This is a genomic window from Lederbergia ruris (assembly GCF_018332955.1).
GTDB lineage: Bacteria > Bacillota > Bacilli > Bacillales > Bacillaceae_C > Lederbergia > Lederbergia ruris.
The window spans coordinates 96,675-117,226 of record NZ_BORB01000009.1; the positions used below are offsets into that span (position 1 = coordinate 96,675).

The following is a 20,552-nucleotide window of genomic DNA, read 5'->3' on the forward strand; positions in this document are numbered from 1 at the left end:
TACCATTTTCCTCTGTGATATAATAATGAAAAGTCTGGGGGAGTGGACATGGTGAACAAGGAATTAAAGGAAATATTACGATCCGTCCCACAGGAAGAACTACAACCTATTCATTCAGATATTCAAGGGCTAAAAAGGGATGTGGACAGTCTTAAGTCGGATGTTCACGAGGTAAAAAGGGATGTGGACAGTTTGAAAGAAGGCCAAAGACATCTACAAAATGGACAAGAACAACTTCAAAAGAATATCGTTCAACATTTAGGCGATTTCACCGAGAAGATTGCTCAACATGTAGATGATCAAACTGCCGCATTGAATAAAAGAGTTTTTGTTATAGAAACTCAAATGGAAAGGTTCACTCGTCAGTAAGGATAACTTACGGCAACGCGCTTTAGAAAGTTAGGTGAGGATACGATGGATTTGTCAGCTACATATAAAGAATATAGAAAAAGACAAGTTCAATTACATTCAGATATTTTAAATCAATGTGTGAATCAAGTCGACTTTGAAAAAGCTATTGAATTATTGGGAGTTAAACAAAATAATGAGATTGTACTAGAACATGAATATGAAAAAGATGTCATTCTAGATTTCGCCATTTATGAAAATATAAAAAAGGGGAAAAATGCTGTAATGGAGTTCATAGAACAAAATGAAAAGATTAGTCGGCAGGAAGAAGAGTTATTAGCCGCTATGAAAGCTTCCAATCCTTCCCTTTATGAGGTTGAACAGATCATACCTGAGAATAATATGATTTGGTTAAAAGATATATTTAACAATACAGAGCCCTTCAAAGTTATCGACATCGGTTTGAGTAAAAGTGTTAAAGAAAATTCCCTTGTGTTTACCCGGTTTCTCCACCTTCGTAACTTTAGCATGACTTCAGGATTAGGCTTTTACTTTACTGCAAATCATAAACAATACCTTATTAAAAGAAGTAAAAAATTAGCAAAAAGAATTAACAGTGGAAATACATCAATTGATAGATTCATAGCATTTTTCAATTTAAACCGTTCTGATGGTTTAGCATCTGTATTTGAACATGTAAAATAAAAATAGCCATTTTTGCTAGATTATGAAACTCAGAATTTAGCGCCGCTACGCCCCATGACAAATTAAATCGTGTTATGCAGTCGCTTGATGGGTAATAAGGATCCTCTCATATAAAATCGTCACTAAGCAGATAAAGCTTTTCTATAGGCCTACTTAGTGACGATTTTTTAATCCAGAGGAAATAAATTATACTGCTCATTTCAATAAGATCATGAATCAAAGTCTTTTTATTACCTTACCTCGGCAAGCCCCTGCAAATGATGGACATCCCCTATTTTATTCACTCTCGTAAAATCCTTCGTAATCGTAAACCAATTAATACAGGTATTTTCCTGATAAAAACGGACGTGTTTAGAATCGGATAGACCGATTAACTCTCTAATGAGATATTGATTCAATGTACCATGGGCAAACAGCGCGATTTTAGCTTCTTCATGATATTCTTTCAATTGTTCAGCGATCTTGCTGACTCTTTTAATGATGATCGCGGGGTTCTCATTTCCCTGATAATGCCATCCATTTGGCTCGAAATCCTCTCCAAATTCCGCCTCAGGAAATTGGTCCAATAAATCGCTTAATTTTGTACCCGTACATGAATCTAGATGTCTAACCTCGTAAGCATCCTTCATCACGATGATGGGCTTATTGACTGCTCGTGCAAAAGGCTGAGCCGTTTGGAGCGCCCTTATGAGTGGGCTAGAAAGAATATGTGTAATCTCAGCTTCCATTAGCCCCTGCACAACGAGTCTTGCTTGTTCTTCTCCGCGTTTCGTTAATGGACAATCTGGCAGATCTTGACCTGGAGACACATTTCCAACAGATTCTCCATGCCGAATTAAATATAATTCCATTTTGATATACCTCCATATTCCTATTTTATGATGCCTGTCTAATAATCCACCTTCTCCCTCCTAAAAGAAATGAGATAGTGAAAGAATCTAACTTCAATGAAACCGCACTCAAATCTACTATATATACTAGTTAACTCCTCTAAGGTATGCAACGAAATGATTCATTGTTGCTAATTACCTTTCCTTTCCACTATATTCAGAAGGATATTTTTTATGAGTTCCTTAATAGTCTACTATGAGGCTCATGAAGGAGGTATAATATACAAAATGTGGGCGTAATGTAAAATGAGTTGCTTATAGAAGGGGCATGGGGCATGAAAAGAGAAATTCCCATATCATGCCATCTTTCAAGTCTGCTAACTTCGTCAATAAATAAGGAGAGTAGTTTAAATTCACATGACCAAACAGGCACACAGCTCTAGACTCGTGTGCCTGTCTCTGTTGATTGAAGAGGAACGTGCAGCTCAGCTCTTCTGGTATTGCCTTCATCTCATCCTTAAAAGCTTGCTTTCACTCGTTTTTCTACCTCATCTAATTCTTTCCCCATGCCTGCCTCTACAGCAGCTACATAAGCCCCTTCTACGATTGGCGCTTCAATCAAGCGAACATTCTCCAAGCCACTCATTTCGATCGCCATTTCTGCGTTCATTTTGGCACTGCCAAGGTCGTAGAATAGCAGCACGCCTCTCCCCTGGTCAACTTTGCTGATGGCGGCTTGTATTTTATCGATACTCGTGCCAATCCCATTCTCTTCCGTACCGCCGGCCGTTTCAATCGGAACATCCTTCACGACCTGCCGAATAAGTTCTTTCACACCTTCTGCTATTTTTGAACTATGTGAAATAAGAACCAACCCTACATATGTCATCCTGTTATTTTCCTCCCAACACTTCCGCTAATGCGGCAAACACGTAATAAGAAGAAGCTGCACCGGCATCGATATGTCCAACTGATTTTTCTTTAAAATAGGCAGCTCGTCCTTTTGTAGCCGTCAAATTTTTTGTAGCATTCATCGCTCCTTCGGCTTCAGCAAGCAGACCTTCAGGTTCAAAACCATTGTCTTGTAGCCATTCTACAACAGGCTCCCAAACATCCACCATCGTTTTTTCGCCGGTTGTTGCTTTGCCACGCTGTTTAATTCCGTCCAAAGCTGCTTCAAGGCCTTTTACAAAAGCACTTTCATTTAGCACTTGCTGACCTGCAGTAGCGACAGACATTTTTAAAAAGGCTGTTCCAAACAATGGTCCCGAGGCTCCTCCGACTTTAGAAACCAAGGTCATGGCTACATCCTTGAAAACATCAGCTGGCGTTGGATAATTCCCTGCTTTCACCTTTTCTAGCGCTTCCTTGAAGCCACGCGACATATTGAGCCCATGATCTCCATCACCGATTGGCCGATCGAGCGAAGTAAGATACTCCTTGTTTTCCTGGATTTTTTCATTCGTTTTTTCAATCCATTGAACCGCTAGAGTTGCATTGATTTCCATAGGGCGAAAACTCCTTTCCTGTTTCAAAAGTGGCTTAATTATGTTTTACTGGCGAAAAGCAATCGTGTCAGCTGCTGCATCGAGCAGTGACTTTAATTCCTCATCCAATTGTAATAATGTCAGCGAACATCCTGCCATTTCAAGCGAAGTCATATATTCGCCAACATATGTCTTGTAGACATGTATCCCTTTCTCACTTAGGATTTTTTGAACATTTTTGTTAAGGATATAAAGTTCCATTTCTGGTGTGGCTCCGAGTCCATTGATCATGACAGCAACATCACCAGAGAATTCTCGATCCTTAAGAATCTTTTCCGTTAATTCATGCGCAATTTCCATTGCCGTACCAATCCTTTTTCTTTCAATACCCGGTTCCCCGTGAATGCCAATCCCAATTTCCATTTCATTTTCGTCCAATTGGAAACTCGGCTTTCCCGATGCTGGAACGATACAAGGTGTAAGCGCCATGCCCATGGAGCGCACATTGGCTACGACTTTTTCAGCAACTCGCTTCACTTCAGAGAGTTCGGCACCCTCTTCTGCTTTGGCACCGGCAATTTTATGGACGAATACTGTGCCGGCAATCCCGCGACGCCCTGTTGTGAACGAACTATCTTCCACCGCCACATCATCATTCACAATCACCTTTTCCACCTGAATACCTTCTGCTTCCGCCAATTCTGCCGCCATCTCAAAATTCATCACATCCCCGGTATAATTTTTAATCACGAGGAAAACTCCGTTGCCACTATCTACCGCTTTAATCGCTTCCAAAACTTGATCCGGTGTTGGCGAGGTGAAAACTTCTCCGGCAACTGCTGCATCCAACATCCCCTTCCCGACATAACCTGCATGGGCCGGCTCATGGCCACTGCCCCCGCCGCTAATAAGCCCTACTTTGCCGGTTACTGGCACATTCTTTCTCATCACAACTGTTGTCTCAGCCAGTCTTTGCAGTTTTTGCGGATAGGCCATCACTAACCCTTCCAGCATATCCTGGACCGCTTCATTTGGATCATTTATAATTTTCTTCATAAAAAGAACCCTCCTTAAAAATGGACTATCTACCTTAAGTATAACGTATTTTTGAGTGAGTTTAAGTCATAAGTTCTCCATAACCTAAACTTTAAAACTCTTGTAATTTACTTGCTGGAGTCCCTCTTCTATGAGATAATTAAAAATAGAACAAGCGTACGATTAGGAGTTAGAGGTGAAAGTGATGAAACCCGTAATTTTAGCCGAGAAGCCAAGCCAGGCAAAGGCATATGCGGATGCTTTTCCAACCCGAAAACATGAAGGCTATATAGAAATTTCCCCTTGTTCAACCTTTCCAAATGGGGCATATCTCACCTGGGGTGTTGGCCATCTTGTGGAACTAAAAGAACCACACACTTACAATCCTGCGTGGAAACGCTGGTCTCTCGAAAGTTTACCAATTCTTCCGGATCATTATGAATTTCAGGTGGCTAGAGGGAAAGCGAAGCAGTTTAATATTGTAAAAACACTTATCCATCAAACAGACACTGTTATTAATGCTTGTGATGTGGACCGAGAAGGCTCCAATATTTTTTACAGTATTTATAATCACACGGGTGCACGTGGGAAAAACATCAAACGCTTATGGATTAACTCGCTGGAGGCAGACGAAGTGCGCAAAGGGTTCGAGCACTTGCGGGATAATAAAAAAGATCTGCAATTGTATGAAGAAGCAAAAGCCCGCCAGATTAGCGACTGGCTCGTTGGCATGAATGCTTCACGCCTATACACACTTTTGATGAAGAAAAAGGGCATTCAACATGTTTTTCCAATTGGACGCGTTCAATCACCCACAGTTTATCTCATTTACCAACGTGATCGAGAGATTGAGACATTCGTTTCTGAGCCGTTTTTTGAAGTGGAGGCTCAATTTTCCGCTCAGCATGGAACTTATAAAGGGAAAGCAAAAATAAAAGAACCAAAGCGAGAGATTGTGGCTCAGCTTTTAAATGAGCGACAAATACACCCAAACACACCAGGAACGATCACGGAACTGACCGAGGCAGAAAAGCGAATTCCCCCACCACAGTTACATTCACTCTCTAGCCTGCAGGCCACCGCCAATCGCAAATGGAAAGCCAGTCCAGCAACGGTGCTGAAAACATTGCAAGGTCTTTACGAAAAAAAGCTTGTTTCCTATCCAAGGACCGACACAAGACATATTACTCCAGCAGAATTTTCCTATCTAGCGGCTTCAGTTGGAGATTTTCAGGAGCTGATCGGGGTCCCGTTTGAAGTGGCATCATGGACTCCCAAAAAACGCTTCGTTGACAGCTCTAAGGTCCATGAGCATTACGCAATTATTCCAACCAAAAAGCTGTCAACTCAAGCAACACTCGCCAAAATATCATCACTCGAACGAAATTTATATGAAGAAATTATTCGGACGACACTTGCCATGTTTCACCGAGACTATTTATACACAGAAACGAAAGTAACGACAAATGTGAACGGGTTGCCCTTTTTTTCCATAGGCAAGACTGAGCGCGTTAAAGGCTGGAAAGAGCTTTTCCCACCTTCCCAAAAGGCCCAAGCCTCTGAAAAACCGACACTTCCGCAACTGAAACACGGGGAAAACGTCCAAAGTGAAATTGAGATAAAAGAAGGCAAAACACAACCGCCGAAGCCGTACACGGAGGGGCAACTGATTACCATGATGAAAACATGCGGGAAACTTGTTGATGATCAAACGGAGATCAATGTTTTGAAAGAGATAGAGGGACTCGGAACAGAAGCAACAAGAAGTGGAATCATTGAAACAATTAAAAAACATGGCTATATCACCGTAACCAACAATATCGTCGCAATTACTGATAAAGGCCGAATCCTTTGCCAAGCAATCGAGGGAAACCTACTCGCAAGCCCCTCCATGACAGCGAAATGGGAAAACTACTTGCGAAAAATCGGCAATGGAGAAGGAACAGGACCGCACTTTTTGCACAATATTGAAAAGTTTATTCACAAACTCCTCCAAGATGTGCCAGAAAAATTAATAAAGCAACAGATCGATATTGTACTCCACCCTGCCTCTTCACGTAAAACCAGCTACAAGCCGAAAGAGGTAGCACCATGTCCAGCATGTGGCAAAGGCACGATCATTGCACGAAAATCATTTTACGGTTGCAGCAATTATAAAAATGGCTGCAAACAAACTTTCCCTGGCACCTTTTTAAAAAAGAAACTTACGTCAACACAAATAAAATTTCTATGTACCAAAGGCAGAACAAATGTAATTAAAGGGTTTACTACCTCAACTGGCAAAAAATTTGACGCTCCACTTGAGCTCAAAAACGGGAAATTAGAATTGGATTTTAAATAGGCAGCCAGGTTCTAACAAGATTCCTCTAGAACCCGGCTTCTTTTAGCCTTTATCCACTAATCTCAAGGCCGCTTCAATGACTTAGAGCATATCCATAATATTTATAGGTGCCCCCGAAAAGGTAAATCTTCTCGGGGGCTAATGGATGTTAAGCCTGTTTCATATCATTGTAATGGCGGATCACTTCTTGGGCTAGTTCATTGGCCTCATCAAGGCCGCATACTTCGTGAAGGACAGGTGCTATACCTTGTTCTTGTAGCATGGTTTGTAGCTTCGCCGCTTCTTCATCTTCCTTGTAATCAAATAGCAAGGCTGCCGCAATGGCTTTAGCAAGATTTGTGTAGGATAGGCCTGCTTTTTGCGCTTGGACGGCAGGACGTACCAGCCGATCCTCTGGACCAAGCTTTCTAAGCGGAGAACGTCCGACCCTTGTTACACCATCTTGTAAATGGGCATTTTTAAAGCGACTGATAATCTTTTCAATATATTTTTGATGCTCATCAGGATTCAAATTGTATTTATGGATTAAATAAGCACCGGTCTCTTCTAATGTAGCTTTTACTTGGTTGTATATAACTTTGTCTGCCAATGTTTCGTCAATGGTTTCTTTATGAGCAAGATAACCAAAATACGCAATCACTGCATGACCTGTATTAACGGTGAACAATTTTCTTTCAATAAAGGGGGCTAAATCGGGAACAATTTTCATTCCCTCAATATGCGGAATTTCCTTTGTTGCCTCCACCACCCACTCATGGTAAGGCTCGACAAGTACATCCAAACTTCCTTGATTATGCTGAATCGGTACAATTCGGTCAACCGCTGAATTTAAGAAGGCAACATTCGTGAGAACCTTGTTTTGATCTGCTACGTCAAGATGTTCCATAATATAACCTTTTAATAAATCAGTCGCTGAAATTTGATTTTCACAGGCAATGACATATAGCTTGTCTTTATTTTCATTGACTCTGGCAAGTAAACCTTTGGCAATCAATGGAGCGATTCGGGGAAGAATAGTAGGCCCTATCGCTGTTGTTAAAAAGGCTGCTTCCTTAATGGCTGCAATGACTTCCTCTTCTTGGTTCAAATTATTTAATCCAGATACATTCTGAATATTAAGTGTTTCTTGTTGATCTGTAGCAAGCTTGACATTGTATTGTTTATCTTCATTTAGTTGATTGATGATCTGTTCCGCAATGTCGACAAATACTACATGATAGCCAGATTGGGAAAATAATGCTCCAATAAAACCTCTGCCAATGTTCCCTGCTCCAAAATGCACAACTTTTTTCATCAAATCATCCTTTATCACTTATTTTTAAAATTGGATTGAAGATATCTAACAAGAATGTTTTCCAACCTTTTATAAATCAATTCCTCATTTGCAGAAGTAAAGACGAGGAGGGCTTCATTGGACTCAATAATATTCGTACTGATAAGACTAACAATCTCGTGCTCTCGATGATTTAATTCATGAGGTACAAGCATAAGAAGTAAGTTTTTCATCACCACATCTTTTCCATCCATCCCTTTCACAACGCACGGATTTGGTAAGTGGGCAATTTGGAAAATAAGTTGCTTAACATGTTTGTCTCTTGTATGGAAAAGGGCAAGATTCGTTTCGGGAATGCCGAGTCCGCCCTTTTTCTCCCGCTCTTTTAATGCTTGAAGAACAGCAGTTGGATTTGTAAGTAAATCCTCTTCCTCTGCTTTCAAAAGCATTTTTTCTAATACTTGCTCTTCGGTGGCTGTATGTTCCATTCGATAAAAACGAAAATTATTGATTATTTCTTCCGCACTCTTCTGAACAGCCTGCAAATCCCCTAATAAATCAGACAAACCAGGCTGTTCTCCGGGAAGCGGCGAGATATCTGCTTGTGTTATCTTTTGGTAACGCCTGCCGATTGTAAGATTCTCTAAATTATTTTGCAGAAAAGTTTTAATCGTATTGATATTCTCCTCGCTTAAAAGAGGATTTACTAAAATATATTCGACATGCATAAAAGGCAGCCTAACGGTCGAAATGATTAAATCATACGCACTTAAGTCAACCTGTGTGGTGATATCTTTGATGGAACGAATATCAATGCTGTCAATCTCTGGTATTTCCTTTTTAATCCTGCTCGCCAGCATTTTCGATGTTCCAATTCCTGTCGGACAAATCACAAGTGCTTTTATGGAAAATCTTTCTTCCTTCATTACTAAAGCCGAACCGAAGTGAAGAACCATAAAAGCTATTTCATCATCTGGAAAGTTTTTAATCTCTTGAAATTCTTCCTCTAGACTGTTTTTAACTGCCATAAATAGAACCGGATATTTACGCATGATTTCTTCTTTTAATGGATTATAGGCTTCCATATTCTGCTTAATCCGAAATAGGGACGGCTCCATATGGGCGATCAATCCTTGAAACAGAGAAAAATCATTCGTTAAATCGAGATGAATTTGGTCGGAAACGGATTGAATGACATTGCTAATTTTTTGCGCGAGCACGACACTATCATAGGGGATTCCCTGTACGCTCAGCAGTTTTGTCCCTTTAAGGACGGTGGCCAAATATTGAATATCACTTTCAGAAATACTGATATGGAGTTTCCCTTCTAGCTGTTGACTGATTCTACGCATAACCTCTATTTCCGCAGCAACTTCCTTATTGGATAACCCAAAGTTTTTCTCAATTTTAAATTGGGACTCTGCGCGTTGCAAGGTAATAGCCGTATGTAGAACTAGCTCTAGATAGCCGCGATCAGCTGGATGAACAGATTCATCATGAAAAGCTGAATTGATTAGGAAAATCACTTCTCGAAAATAATGAGGAATAAAATAATGAAGAATTTTTTCTTCCGGCATATTCCCACTTTCTAGCAAATAGAGAAACTCAATAAGCTCTTCGTTAAAGTATTGGAGGAAAAAATTGGCCAATGCACGACGTTTGTTCACTTCGCTCCCAGATAATTCAACACCTACCCCTCTTTTTCGCAAAAGTCGGAGTTGAAATGGGCTCATCCATAGTGAAAGTTCATCTAGGTATGTCGTCAATGTTGTTGTACTTATCCCAATTTCATTGGCCAAGACCTGCGTCTTATATACCTCTTCTTCAAGCAACGCTAGTAAAAGTCGCAATGCTTTTTCCTTTTGGGGCTGATCGACGGGTTCGATCGTTGTCAAAAATTGCACCAAGCGAAATATTTGTTCATTTTTTCCTTCAATAGAAAGGCCTTGATGACTATCACGCACCAATTTCAGACCAAATTGCTCAACGATTCTTTCCACTGATTTTAAATCACGTTGAATCGTCCTTTTACTTACATTTAAGGAAGAAGCAATCGAAAAGGCAGTATGTTTTCCGGAAATTTTAATGATCTGTTCAATAATTGATTTTTCCCTCGAGGTAATATACATAGATTCCTCTCATTTCTATGTGATGGAAACATAAGAGAATGAATAGAATAGCGCTAACCTCGCGCCGTTCTATTCATCAAGTACATGTTTATTCTTTTCCTATAATATCAATGATTTCTTGAGCACTTGTAGCGTTCACCATTTTTTCGATATTCTCCATATCGGAACATGTCTGTGCAATTCCAGACAATATTTCAAGATGGGTGCCATCCTTACCGGCAATACCAAAGATCAGACGGGCCTTTTGACCATCAAAATCGACACCGTTCGGAACCTGAAGAACAGTAAAGCCTGAGGCGATGACATCTTTTTTCGCTGCTTCAGTACCATGCGGAATAGCTACATCATTCCCCATATAAGTTGAGGTCATTTCATCTCTTTCAACCATTGCATCAATATAGCTTTCTTTTACATATCCTGCATCAAAGAGGATCTTTCCAGCAAAACGGATTGCTTCTTCCTTATTGGCAAACTCCATATTCAAGAAAATATTTTCCGGGCGAAGCAAATCATTATTTTGAGCTGTTTCTGACTCCTGGTTCACATTTGCCTGCTCTTCTATCGCATCTATCGTTTCATTCGGCTCTGCCTTTTCAGTATCTTTTAACGTATGAATTAATTTATCATATTCTGGGCTCGACAGAAAATTATCAACAGAAATGTGATAAGCATTTGGCACTTTATTCCGGGCTCTTGAAGTTAATTCTTCTTGAGTGATGACAATTTGCGCATCAGGCGGTAGATTACTAATCGCTGTATTACTAACAGAAATATCTAAGCCTGCTGCTTTTACCTTTTTGCGTAGGAGGGAAGCACCCATTGCACTAGACCCCATTCCAGCATCGCAAGCGAAGATAATCTTCGATACATCGTGAGGGACTGTTTCTTGCTTCGCAGTTAGAGCACTTGCCACACTGCTTTTCTTCCCTTTCATTTCCTGCATCTTTTGACTTGCCGCTTCGATATCTTCTTCTCCTTGTTTTCCAGTTTTTAGTATAAAAGCTGAAACAGCAAAAGAAACAACTGTTGCGACTAACACGGCTGCATAGTTCGCAATATAAGCACTCAAATGGTGCGGTGTGACAGCCGAAATGGCAATAATACTTCCTGGTGATGATGGAGCGAATAATCCACCATTCAATAGAACTAAAGTAAATACACCACTCATCCCACTAAGAATGACAGCCAGGAAAAGCATCGGACGCATTAAGATATAAGGGAAATAAATTTCATGAATTCCCCCGAGGAAGTGAATAATTCCTGCTCCCGGAGCAGACTTCTTCGCAGTGCCCTTACCAAAGATCATATAAGCAATTAAGACACCAAGACCTGGTCCAGGGTTTGCTTCAAGAAGGAACAGAATTGATTTTCCAGTTTCTTTTGCTTGTTCCACTCCAATAGGGGATAAAATACCATGGTTTACAGCATTGTTAAGGAACAACACTTTGGCCGGTTCAATTAGAATGCTAGTTAATGGGAGTAATCCCATTCCTACCAACCAATCAACACCAGCTACAAGCCAGCCTGTAACTACAGTAACAGCAGGACCAACACCTAAGAAAGCAAAGATCGCAATGAGTCCACCGAGAATACCTGCTGAGAAATTATTAACGAGCATTTCAAATCCAGCCCGTACTTTCCCCTCAATCAGTTGGTCAAATTTCTTAATGACCCATCCACCAAGAGGACCGATGACCATGGCACCGAGGAACATTGGAATATCGGCACCCACAATGACCCCCATCGTGGCAATCGCACCAACAACACCCCCGCGCTGATCATGTACAAGCTTACCACCCGTATATCCAATTAAGATGGGAAGTAAATACGTCACCATCGGGTCAACCATCTTGGCAAGGCTTTCATTCGGCCACAAGCCGTCAGGGATAAATAAGGCTGTAATCAACCCCCAGGCAATAAACGCCGAAATATTTGGCATAACCATCGAACTAAGGAAATTACCCAACTTTTGAACAGCTACTTTTATATTAGATTGAGCCATTTACTCCCTCCTCCAATATTTATTTCATTCATATCCTAGCTCACAAACAGAACAGGATCAACAAAGTTAAAAACTAACTTTGACGCAGAGTGAGTGACAAAGTTAGTTTTACTTAAATACTAAAAAATATTAAAGGCGAATTAGGACAGTAAACTTGTACAGTATTTCTGTCTTCAAGCTCAATAAATTAGTTTCCTGGGCAGATTAATGGGGAACTTCGCCTTAATAATGGGGTTCTTCAGACATTAAATGGGCGGATTTCTTCTTAAATGGGTTTCTCACGCACATAATGGGGAACTTCATCTTAATAATGGGTTTGTCTATTCCTAAAAAAAGCAACTTTTCCCCGTGACAGTCCTCGGAGTTTGAACACGACAGGTATGGTGGGGGTATAACCTGTATGATTTGTAATCTGGAAGATGTTATTTCCGTATCAAAAGAAATGTGGCGCTTTGTTGATGATACGCTATCGTAAATTTGGTTGATAATCTTCTACGATCGGTGACAAAAGCGAATATGTACGTAACAACCTTTTAGATACTAAAAAAAGGCTCGTAAAAAGCCTTTTTTAATGTGTAATCTAGTCCATTTATTGAGCAAAGTAATGACGAATTCCTTCAACAATGCCATTTGCTACATGGTTTTGATAGTCTTGAGTTTGAATATAGGCTAACTCATTAGGATTTGTAATGAAACCCAGTTCTACTAGAATACTAGGTACATTGTTCTCACGGATAACGTGAAAGCCACTTTGCTGAATCCCGCGTCCTCTCATTGATGTACTGCTCACTAATTCCGCTTGAACTTTTTTCGCTAGTGCATAGCTACTTTCACCTGTAGAGTAATGCGTTTCAATTCCACCGATATTATGAGCTGGATGAGCGTTATAATGCAAACTAATAAAAACATGAGTATTATAGTCCCTACTTATCTGAGTCCGTTTTTCTAATGATACATAATAATCATTATCCCTTGTCATAATGACTGTCGCACCTGCATCACGTAGCTTTTGCGCGACAGCATTGGCCATGTTCATTGTAATATCTTTTTCAAAAACATTATTTAATCCTATGGCACCTGGATCTTCTCCGCCATGCCCGGGATCAATCACAATATTATACCCATTTAAAGAAGTGATATTTTTAGGCTGTTCCTCTACCGGAGCAGTAGCAGATTCACGATTCATATCTGTTAACCACATCGCAATCCAACCAGTCGAACCATCATCTAATCTAACTTCTACCCAATCATTTGCTTGATTGACCATTGGATACGTCGAATTTTTGGAAACTTGATGTATAATGCCGTGATCCGTACTTGGACCAGTACGTACTCTTACATCGTTATCAACGATAGTAACCAGTTGTTCCTGTCCTTTTGTGGCTATAGTATTTGATTGTTTAGACAAATACTGCGAGGCCACCCATGCTTCTTCGCCCCCGAAGTATGTCTTCACCCAACCAAATGCATTTTCTTCAAAACCTCTAATCTGATCACCCTTTTGGAGTTCCCCTATTATAGGCGCACTGTGAGATGGGGAGGATCTTACATTTAAGTGAGATGTACCAACTTCATAGGTTTCTACATCCTCTGCTAGAGCAGATGAAATCAATAAGCCTAGTGAAAAGAATGTAATCACCACGCTACAAAATAAAATTCGCAAATACTCCTCCTCCTTTTTCTATGTTTTTTGGGCCATCTATTAAATAGAACCGAATAGATATAATTCCATTATTATTTTATTTTTTATATAATTGCAATGTTTTACATGGGAAATTATGGAAAATAATTCTAATTTACTAGATTGCTTGGAAAACTGCTAATATAAAAAATAAATCTATCTTGCAGCAAAAGCTGCCTGAAAATCAGTGATTCGTTTTTATGTGAGCATATTATTGAAAGCAGACTCGAATTTAATATTTAATCTCAACAATTAAACATTATAACGTTATGTTGACTGGATTAAAAATAAGTGTTACTCTTTTATTGCAACGTAATAAGTAAGCGCGAACAAATGGCTTACTGACTAAGGCTTATCAAAAGGGATGATTTAAAATGACAGCTAGATTTGTTCTGCAGAATGTAAAAATGATCGACGGCAACTCTGTAGATATAGTTGTAGAAGATAAAAAAATAGTCGAGATTGGTCCACCAGGTACTGGTGTTGGCGGAACCATCATTGATTATAAACATCGAGCTTATGTTTCCAGTGGTTGGATTGATATGCATGTCCATGCTTTTCCAGAATTCGACCCATATGGAGACAATATTGACGAGATTGGTTATAAAACCGGGGTCACAACCATTATAGATGCTGGCAGCACAGGGGCTGATCGGATCCATGACTTAGTTCGTCATTCTAAAGAGTCGAAAACGAATGTATTTGCCTTCCTCAATATTTCGCGGATTGGATTAAAGCGAATTGATGAGTTATCAGATTTATCCTTGCTAAATGAAGATGATTTAAAAAGAGCGGTTGCAGAAAACAAAGATTTTATCGTCGGTCTTAAGGCTAGGATCAGCAAAAGTGTCGTTGGTGACAATGGGGTAGAGCCGTTAAAAATAGCACGTACATTTTCTGAGGATACAGATTTACCGCTCATGGTTCATATTGGATCAGGTCCTCCAAATATTAATGATGTATTGGATTTGCTAAAGAAAAACGATGTGATTACCCATTATTTGAATGGAAAATCCAATAATTTATTTGACGAAACAGGAAAACCACTCCCTAAGTTTCTTGAGGCCATCAATCGTGGGGTTCATTTAGATGTAGGTCATGGGAATGCAAGCTTTTCTTTCAAGATCGCAGAACAAGCGAAAGAATACGATATCCACTTTAATACAATTAGTACAGATATCTATCGGAAAAATCGTCTGCATGGACCTGTTTACAATATGGCCAGTATCTTAACAAAATTTTTATATTTGGGCTATCCATTAAAAGAGATTATTGAAGCTGTAACGGTTCATGCTGCAAGCTGGTTAAACAAGCCTGCTCTTGGCCGGATTTCAAAAGGAGATATCGCCAATCTGACCTTATTTTCAGTAGAAGATGAGGCGGTCGATTTAATCGATTCTGAAGGAGAAAAGCGTAAGGCAGAGCAAAAAATTGTCGTAAAAGGAGTGGTGATCAATGGCGAATACATTGAATGCTAAGTATGGTTTAAAAAGAGTAATCAACGCAAGTGGGAGAATGAGCATTTTAGGCGTTTCTGCTCCTAGCGACACTGTAATGGAAGCGATGAAAATCGGTGGCCAGAATTATGTTGAAATGGCCGATTTAGTAGATAAAGCAGGAGAACATATTGCCGGGCTCCTTCACTCAGAAGCAGCGGTCGTTGTCAACTCCGCTTCCAGTGGAATTGCTCTTTCTGTCGCCGCGATTGTAACCGAAGGGAAGCGCCGAAAAAGCGAAAAACTTCACCAAGAGGCGATTCAAAAGAATGAAATCATTATGCTAAAAGGCCATAACGTACAGTATGGTGCACCGGTAGAAACAATGGTTGCTCTCGGCGGTGGAAAGCTTGTTGAAGTTGGCTATGCCAATGAAGGGAAAGCGGAGCATATCGCGGATGCCATTACTGAAAATACTGCGGCTATACTATTTGTAAAATCGCATCACGCCGTACAAAAAAATATGATTTCAGTAGAAGAGGCCTGGGAAGTGGCACAAGCAAATCATGTACCATTGATCGTGGATGCAGCAGCGGAAGAGGATTTGAAAAAATACGTCCAGATCTCTGATTTAGCCATTTATAGCGGCTCAAAAGCGATTGAAGGTCCAACATCTGGAATTGTGGCCGGAAAGAAAGAATATATCGAAGCGGTAAAAGTACAATTACATTATATTGGTAGAAGTATGAAGGTCGGAAAGGAAAGTACCTTTGGCTTGTTACAAGCATTGGATGAGTATTTTGTCAAAAAAGATCACAGCGAAGAAGAAAAAGCAAGCCTGCAAGTGCTTAAATCACTTGAATCCATCGACGGGGTAAATGTAACGATTGTTCAGGATGAAGCTGGGCGTGCCATTTTTAGAGCACGAATTCAAATTGACCCTACCGTTACAGGAACAACAGCGAAAGAGGTAAATGACAAGCTGCGAAATGGGGACATCGCGATCTATACTCGGGATTACGGCATTCGCCAAGGCTTCTTCGATATTGACCCTCGTCCATTGCAAGGGGATGACATTTATGTCATTGAAGCGGAATTAAAGGCCATTTTAGGAGGAATAAAATAATGACGATCGAAAAACGTTTTTATCAAGATCGAGTCGCTTTAAATGTATTAGCCAATAGTATTGAGAATGCAAGAGAAGTTTTTGAAGCAGCGGAAGGACATGTGTTAGTTGGAGTGCTTTCAAAAGATTATCCAACAGTGGAGAAAGCTGTCACTGCCATGAAGGCATATGGAGCAGCGATTGATGATGCCGTTTCGATCGGATTAGGCGCGGGTGATAATAAGCAGGCAGCCGTTGTTGCTGAAATTGCTAAATATTATCCTGGCTCCCATATTAATCAAGTTTTCCCAGCAGTCGGAGCAACGCGAGCTAATTTAGCAGAAAAAGAAAGTTGGATTAATTCCCTTGTCTCACCAACAGGTAAAGTGGGATATGTGAATATCTCCACTGGTCCGATTAGTGCCGGAATAAGTGAGTCGGCCATTGTTCCGATCAAGGCTGCTATTGCACTCGTTCGTGATATGGGCGGAAATGCCTTGAAATACTTCCCTATGAAAGGATTAAAACATGAAGACGAGTTTCGTGCCGTTGCCAAAGCTTGTGGTGAGGAAGGATTTGCCTTAGAACCAACTGGCGGTATTGACTTGGATAACTTTTCCCAAATTTTAGAAATTGCTCTAGAAGCAAAAGTGCCTAAAATTATTCCCCATGTATATTCCTCCATAATTAATAGTGAAACGGGGAAAACAAATGAGGAAGATGTTAGGAAACTACTAATGATCACAAAAAAATTAGTTGATCAATATGCCTAAAAAAATAATTGCATTTGGAGAAGTAATGATGCGTTTGCAAGTGCCAGGTTACGAATTACTGGCACAAGCAAATACCTTACAATACTCCTTTTCAGGCACGGGAGTAAACGTTGCTTCTGCCATGACAAAGCTTGGGCATGATGGGTATCTTGTGACAAAGTTGCCAGATAATCCTTTAGGTGATGCCGCGATTTCCTTCCTGCAGCGCTTAGGAATTGGGAAAGACTTCATTTCCAAAGGCGGAAAATATATTGGGATGTATTTTCTAGAAAATGGCTTTGGACAGCGTTCGAGTCGAGTAACATATACAAATCGCCTCGAGAGCACCTTTAATACGGCGGATATCTCCGATTATGATATGGATTTGATCGCAGAACATACAGATGTGATCCACTTTTGCGGCATTACGCTTGCGATGACAGATAAAGTCCGTGAGAGCATGAAGGTTCTAGCCAAAAAAGTAAAAGAAAAAGGTGGGATTGTTTGCTTCGACTGTAATTATCGTCCTTCCTTATGGGACGGAGGCTATGCAGAAGCTAAGCCTCATTATGAGGACATGCTCTCATTAGCTGATATCGTCATGATGAATGAAAAAGATGCGCTATATATTTTAGGTATGAAAACGGAGAGAGTCACAAGAGAGGAACAGCTTCAAGACCTCATTCCGAAAGTAGCGGAAAAGTACAACATTCAAACAATTGCCGGAACACATCGTGGAATTAACAAAGACAATACCCATTCTTTACTTGGTTACATGTATAAAGATCGGACATTTGCATTTTCAGAGAAGATGACCTTTTCCGTATATGATAGAATTGGTGCTGGTGATGCTTATACTAGCGGAATTCTGCATGGTGAATTATCTGGCTTTTCACCTGAAAAAACGGTTCAGTTTGCAGCATCTGCAGGTATGTTAGCATGTACCATTGTTGGGGATACCCCGATGTCAACAGAAGCGGAAATTCTATCAGCAATGTCAGGAATGATTGAAGACATAAAAAGATAAAGGTAGGAGATTGGGAATGAATGTTAATAGAAAAAAAGGGCCGTTGTATTTACAAATTAAGGAGATTTTGAAGGATCGTATCCTACATGGTGTGTACGCGATTAACAAAAACATTCCCTCCGAACCTCAATTAGAAAAAGAATTTAATGTAAGCAAAATTACTATAAGAAATGCCATTAATGAACTTGTACAAGAAGGCTATCTTGAGAAAAAAAGTGGTAAAGGGACGAAAGTGATTGCCAATGTTTCGAATGCAAAACTTTCAAAGGGCAAGCGTTTTACTGAAATTTTAGTAGAAGAAGGTCACAACATTACAAAAGAGATTATAAGCTTGAAAAAGGTTACATTGTCTCCGGAAACGCTACTCTATTCTTTATTTGGGGAACAATGCCTACAAATTGACCGGATTTACCGATTGGATCATGAACCCTATATTTACTTCACACACTATATTTTACTTGACCTCACAGAAGAGGAATTAAAAGATACTCAGATTAATTCTTTGTACCGTTTTTTGGAGGAAAATAATATTCGCCTGGAGTCATTTCGGGATGAGTTCACGGTTTCATCGGCACCTAAACATATTTGTGAAACGTTAAAAATAGAAGAAAATACAGCGATCTTAAAAAGAATTCGCCACTCCTGTAATGAAGAGGGAAATGTATTGGAATATAGTGAAGGATATTATAACACAACCAAACAAAACTACATTGTCACCTATGAATGAAGCAATATTTTACAGCAAAGATATTTACTCACGAACGTGCAAACGGTTCCGTTAGAGGGGAGAAAATAACATGGATCTATATCTACTCGGGATTACAATCATCTCCATTGTCATTGTGATTTTAGGAGTGTCATGGTGGAAATGGCATGCATTTATAAGTTTAACTGTCGCTAGCTTATTTTTAGCGGTGTTTTCCGGACTACAAATGGACGAGATCGTCGGCGCTTATGAAAAAGGTGTTGGCGATGTACTCGGACATCTTATCGGGATATTAGCATTGGGAACGATCTTAGGAAAGATGATGTCTGATTCCGGCGCAGGCATGCAGGTAGCGGACTTCTTTATCAAAAAGTTTGGTAAAAATAAGCTTCCATGGGCGATGCTGCTGTCCGGGTTTATTATCGGGATTCCTGTATTCTTTGAGGTTGGGTTGGTAATCTTACTTCCTTTAGTGATTTCCATTCGGAAAACAACCAAGCAAAACATCTTATTAATCGGAATTCCAGTGCTAGCCGGTCTATCGATTGTACATGGATTAGTCCCTCCTCATCCAGGTGCGATGACAGCGATTGGCATTTATGACGCAAATATGGGACGTGTTCTGCTTTACTCCTTAATCATTGCTTTTCCAACAGCAGTCATTGCAGGACCTATATTCTCAAAATGGATTCATAAACGGGTGATTCCGGCGAATGAGCCAGAACTCATTCGCGTGGAGGCAAAGGCAGCCAAAGCTTTACCAAGCACAGGAGTTTCATTCTTGATCATTTTATTACCTGTTATCTTAATGGCTTTCACTGTCCTTGCACCCTATATTCCGTTACCAGGGCTTGTTGAGAAAATCCTCATGTTTATTGGAAGTCCTGTTATTGCCTTATTAATTTCATGTTTTGCAGCTTACTATTTCTTAGGATTCCGTCAGGGAATGGATAAAACGTTAATCAAAAAATTAACCGACGAGTGCCTGTTGCCATTGGCTTCGATCATCCTGATCATCGGCGCTGGCGGTGGATTTAAGCAAATTCTCATTGACAGCGGTGTCGGTACGGCCATCGCCACGATGTCTGAACAAATTTCCTTATCCCCTATCGTCCTTGCATTCTTAGTTGCAGGCTTAATCCGAGTTGCAACTGGTTCAGCAACCGTGGCATTGACAACAGCAGCCGGAATTGTCTCTCCAGTTGTGGCAAATATGACAGGTGTGAATTTAGAATTACTTGTTATTGCAACAGGAGCGGGTTCTTTAATGTTATCGCATGTCAATGATGCTGGCTTCTGGCTTGTCAAGGAATACATGGGGTTAACGGTCAAGGAAACATTCAAAACATGGACAGTGATGGAAACCATCCTTGCCTTTGTTGCATTTGGATTAGTACTAATTTTGAATATCTTTATTTAAAAAAGCGTATAGTTTACAGAACATGAAAAATAGGCTGAGATAACTTGTCCTAAATCAAGAAAAAGAGTGAAATAGAACGTGTTCCATCTCACTCTTTTTCTTTTATCGTTTACCATTCTGGGTCCAATAACTTCCTTGAAACACACTTATGGCACATACGGACTTAATCATCAAAATAGAAAGGACCAAACTAATGATGTGCACCCCAAGAGTTAGAATTGGTTGGTCTAACTTTTGGGGTGCACATCAATTAGCAGCCCTCCTCCGCTCTTGAA

The 20,552-nt window shown here is 40.2% G+C and carries 17 protein-coding genes; 9 read left to right on the forward strand and 8 right to left on the reverse strand.

What is annotated here, in order from left to right; all coding sequences use genetic code 11:
- Positions 1 to 48: 48 nt before the first annotated feature.
- Positions 49 to 369: a hypothetical protein gene (locus KI363_RS07050; RefSeq protein WP_212965942.1), complete on the forward strand. Its 321-nt coding sequence runs from the start codon at positions 49 to 51 to the stop codon at positions 367 to 369.
- A gap of 45 nt (positions 370 to 414) precedes the next feature.
- Positions 415 to 1,053, forward strand: a complete 639-nt coding sequence (locus tag KI363_RS07055) for a DUF7986 domain-containing protein (protein WP_158321022.1) — start codon at positions 415 to 417, stop codon at positions 1,051 to 1,053.
- Positions 1,054 to 1,283: 230 nt separating this feature from the next.
- On the opposite strand, the gene KI363_RS07060 is transcribed toward KI363_RS07055, so the two are convergent.
- From KI363_RS07060 to dhaK, 4 genes are all read right to left on the reverse strand, one after another.
- Positions 1,284 to 1,904, reverse strand: coding sequence for a histidine phosphatase family protein (locus KI363_RS07060; RefSeq protein WP_212965943.1), 621 nt, complete (start codon positions 1,902 to 1,904; stop codon positions 1,284 to 1,286).
- Between the two features lie 496 nt (positions 1,905 to 2,400).
- Entirely contained in the window at positions 2,401 to 2,772 is a 372-nt protein-coding gene (gene dhaM / locus KI363_RS07065; protein ID WP_158321024.1) for a dihydroxyacetone kinase phosphoryl donor subunit DhaM, read from the reverse strand.
- Between the two features lie 4 nt (positions 2,773 to 2,776).
- Positions 2,777 to 3,391 (reverse strand): dihydroxyacetone kinase subunit DhaL, encoded by a 615-nt coding sequence (gene dhaL, locus KI363_RS07070; protein ID WP_212965944.1) that lies wholly within the window; start codon positions 3,389 to 3,391, stop codon positions 2,777 to 2,779.
- 45 nt (positions 3,392 to 3,436) lie between these two features.
- Positions 3,437 to 4,426 carry a dihydroxyacetone kinase subunit DhaK gene (dhaK, locus tag KI363_RS07075; RefSeq protein WP_212965945.1) on the reverse strand — a complete coding sequence of 330 codons (990 nt, stop codon included), beginning with the start codon at positions 4,424 to 4,426 and terminating at the stop codon, positions 3,437 to 3,439.
- A gap of 184 nt (positions 4,427 to 4,610) precedes the next feature.
- On the opposite strand from dhaK, the gene KI363_RS07080 reads away from it, so the two are divergent.
- Complete coding sequence (locus KI363_RS07080; protein ID WP_158321027.1) at positions 4,611 to 6,746, forward strand: type IA DNA topoisomerase; 2,136 nt, start codon at positions 4,611 to 4,613, stop codon at positions 6,744 to 6,746.
- A gap of 148 nt (positions 6,747 to 6,894) precedes the next feature.
- On the opposite strand, the gene KI363_RS07085 is transcribed toward KI363_RS07080, so the two are convergent.
- The 4 genes from KI363_RS07085 to KI363_RS07100 form a co-directional block, all read right to left on the reverse strand.
- Positions 6,895 to 8,040 carry a mannitol-1-phosphate 5-dehydrogenase gene (locus KI363_RS07085; RefSeq protein WP_212965946.1) on the reverse strand — a complete coding sequence of 382 codons (1,146 nt, stop codon included), beginning with the start codon at positions 8,038 to 8,040 and terminating at the stop codon, positions 6,895 to 6,897.
- A gap of 14 nt (positions 8,041 to 8,054) precedes the next feature.
- On the reverse strand, positions 8,055 to 10,148 hold the full coding sequence (locus tag KI363_RS07090) for a BglG family transcription antiterminator (protein WP_212965947.1): 2,094 nt from the start codon (positions 10,146 to 10,148) through the stop codon (positions 8,055 to 8,057).
- A gap of 88 nt (positions 10,149 to 10,236) precedes the next feature.
- On the reverse strand, positions 10,237 to 12,150 hold the full coding sequence (locus KI363_RS07095) for a PTS mannitol transporter subunit IICBA (RefSeq protein WP_158321030.1): 1,914 nt from the start codon (positions 12,148 to 12,150) through the stop codon (positions 10,237 to 10,239).
- A gap of 589 nt (positions 12,151 to 12,739) precedes the next feature.
- Complete coding sequence (locus tag KI363_RS07100) at positions 12,740 to 13,813, reverse strand: N-acetylmuramoyl-L-alanine amidase family protein (protein WP_212965948.1); 1,074 nt, start codon at positions 13,811 to 13,813, stop codon at positions 12,740 to 12,742.
- 392 nt (positions 13,814 to 14,205) lie between these two features.
- Between KI363_RS07100 and KI363_RS07105 the strand changes: the two genes are divergently transcribed.
- The 6 genes from KI363_RS07105 to KI363_RS07130 all read left to right on the forward strand — a co-directional run bounded on the left by KI363_RS07105 (position 14,206) and on the right by KI363_RS07130 (position 20,277).
- A complete protein-coding gene (locus KI363_RS07105; protein ID WP_158321032.1) occupies positions 14,206 to 15,309 on the forward strand; it encodes an amidohydrolase/deacetylase family metallohydrolase in 1,104 nt (367 codons plus the stop codon).
- Positions 15,287 to 16,393, forward strand: coding sequence for a DgaE family pyridoxal phosphate-dependent ammonia lyase (locus tag KI363_RS07110; protein WP_158321033.1), 1,107 nt, complete (start codon positions 15,287 to 15,289; stop codon positions 16,391 to 16,393). Before KI363_RS07105 ends, KI363_RS07110 begins: the two co-directional genes overlap by 23 nt.
- Positions 16,390 to 17,145: a 2-dehydro-3-deoxy-phosphogluconate aldolase gene (dagF, locus tag KI363_RS07115; protein WP_212965961.1), complete on the forward strand. Its 756-nt coding sequence runs from the start codon at positions 16,390 to 16,392 to the stop codon at positions 17,143 to 17,145. The genes KI363_RS07110 and dagF overlap by 4 nt, the downstream gene beginning before the upstream one ends.
- Complete coding sequence (locus KI363_RS07120) at positions 17,138 to 18,151, forward strand: sugar kinase (RefSeq protein ID WP_212965949.1); 1,014 nt, start codon at positions 17,138 to 17,140, stop codon at positions 18,149 to 18,151. The genes dagF and KI363_RS07120 overlap by 8 nt, the downstream gene beginning before the upstream one ends.
- Before the next feature lie 16 nt (positions 18,152 to 18,167).
- Positions 18,168 to 18,878 carry a GntR family transcriptional regulator gene (locus KI363_RS07125; RefSeq protein WP_212965950.1) on the forward strand — a complete coding sequence of 237 codons (711 nt, stop codon included), beginning with the start codon at positions 18,168 to 18,170 and terminating at the stop codon, positions 18,876 to 18,878.
- A gap of 70 nt (positions 18,879 to 18,948) precedes the next feature.
- A complete protein-coding gene (locus tag KI363_RS07130) occupies positions 18,949 to 20,277 on the forward strand; it encodes a GntT/GntP/DsdX family permease (RefSeq protein WP_212965951.1) in 1,329 nt (442 codons plus the stop codon).
- Positions 20,278 to 20,552 lie beyond the last annotated feature (275 nt).

Bases quoted from the DNA above. Each gene is read 5' to 3' on its own strand.
- KI363_RS07110 (WP_158321033.1), top strand. From the start codon at position 15,287: ATGGCGAATACATTGAATGCTAAGTATGGTTTAAAAAGAGTAATCAAC.
- dhaL (WP_212965944.1), bottom strand. From the start codon at position 3,391: ATGGAAATCAATGCAACTCTAGCGGTTCAATGGATTGAAAAAACGAAT.
- KI363_RS07125 (WP_212965950.1), top strand. From the start codon at position 18,168: ATGAATGTTAATAGAAAAAAAGGGCCGTTGTATTTACAAATTAAGGAG.
- dhaK (WP_212965945.1), bottom strand. From the start codon at position 4,426: ATGAAGAAAATTATAAATGATCCAAATGAAGCGGTCCAGGATATGCTG.
- KI363_RS07060 (WP_212965943.1), bottom strand. From the start codon at position 1,904: ATGGAATTATATTTAATTCGGCATGGAGAATCTGTTGGAAATGTGTCT.
- KI363_RS07080 (WP_158321027.1), top strand. From the start codon at position 4,611: ATGAAACCCGTAATTTTAGCCGAGAAGCCAAGCCAGGCAAAGGCATAT.
- KI363_RS07085 (WP_212965946.1), bottom strand. From the start codon at position 8,040: ATGAAAAAAGTTGTGCATTTTGGAGCAGGGAACATTGGCAGAGGTTTT.
- KI363_RS07090 (WP_212965947.1), bottom strand. From the start codon at position 10,148: ATGTATATTACCTCGAGGGAAAAATCAATTATTGAACAGATCATTAAA.
- KI363_RS07105 (WP_158321032.1), top strand. From the start codon at position 14,206: ATGACAGCTAGATTTGTTCTGCAGAATGTAAAAATGATCGACGGCAAC.
- KI363_RS07055 (WP_158321022.1), top strand. From the start codon at position 415: ATGGATTTGTCAGCTACATATAAAGAATATAGAAAAAGACAAGTTCAA.
- KI363_RS07130 (WP_212965951.1), top strand. From the start codon at position 18,949: ATGGATCTATATCTACTCGGGATTACAATCATCTCCATTGTCATTGTG.
- KI363_RS07120 (WP_212965949.1), top strand. From the start codon at position 17,138: ATGCCTAAAAAAATAATTGCATTTGGAGAAGTAATGATGCGTTTGCAA.
- KI363_RS07050 (WP_212965942.1), top strand. From the start codon at position 49: ATGGTGAACAAGGAATTAAAGGAAATATTACGATCCGTCCCACAGGAA.
- dhaM (WP_158321024.1), bottom strand. From the start codon at position 2,772: ATGACATATGTAGGGTTGGTTCTTATTTCACATAGTTCAAAAATAGCA.
- KI363_RS07095 (WP_158321030.1), bottom strand. From the start codon at position 12,150: ATGGCTCAATCTAATATAAAAGTAGCTGTTCAAAAGTTGGGTAATTTC.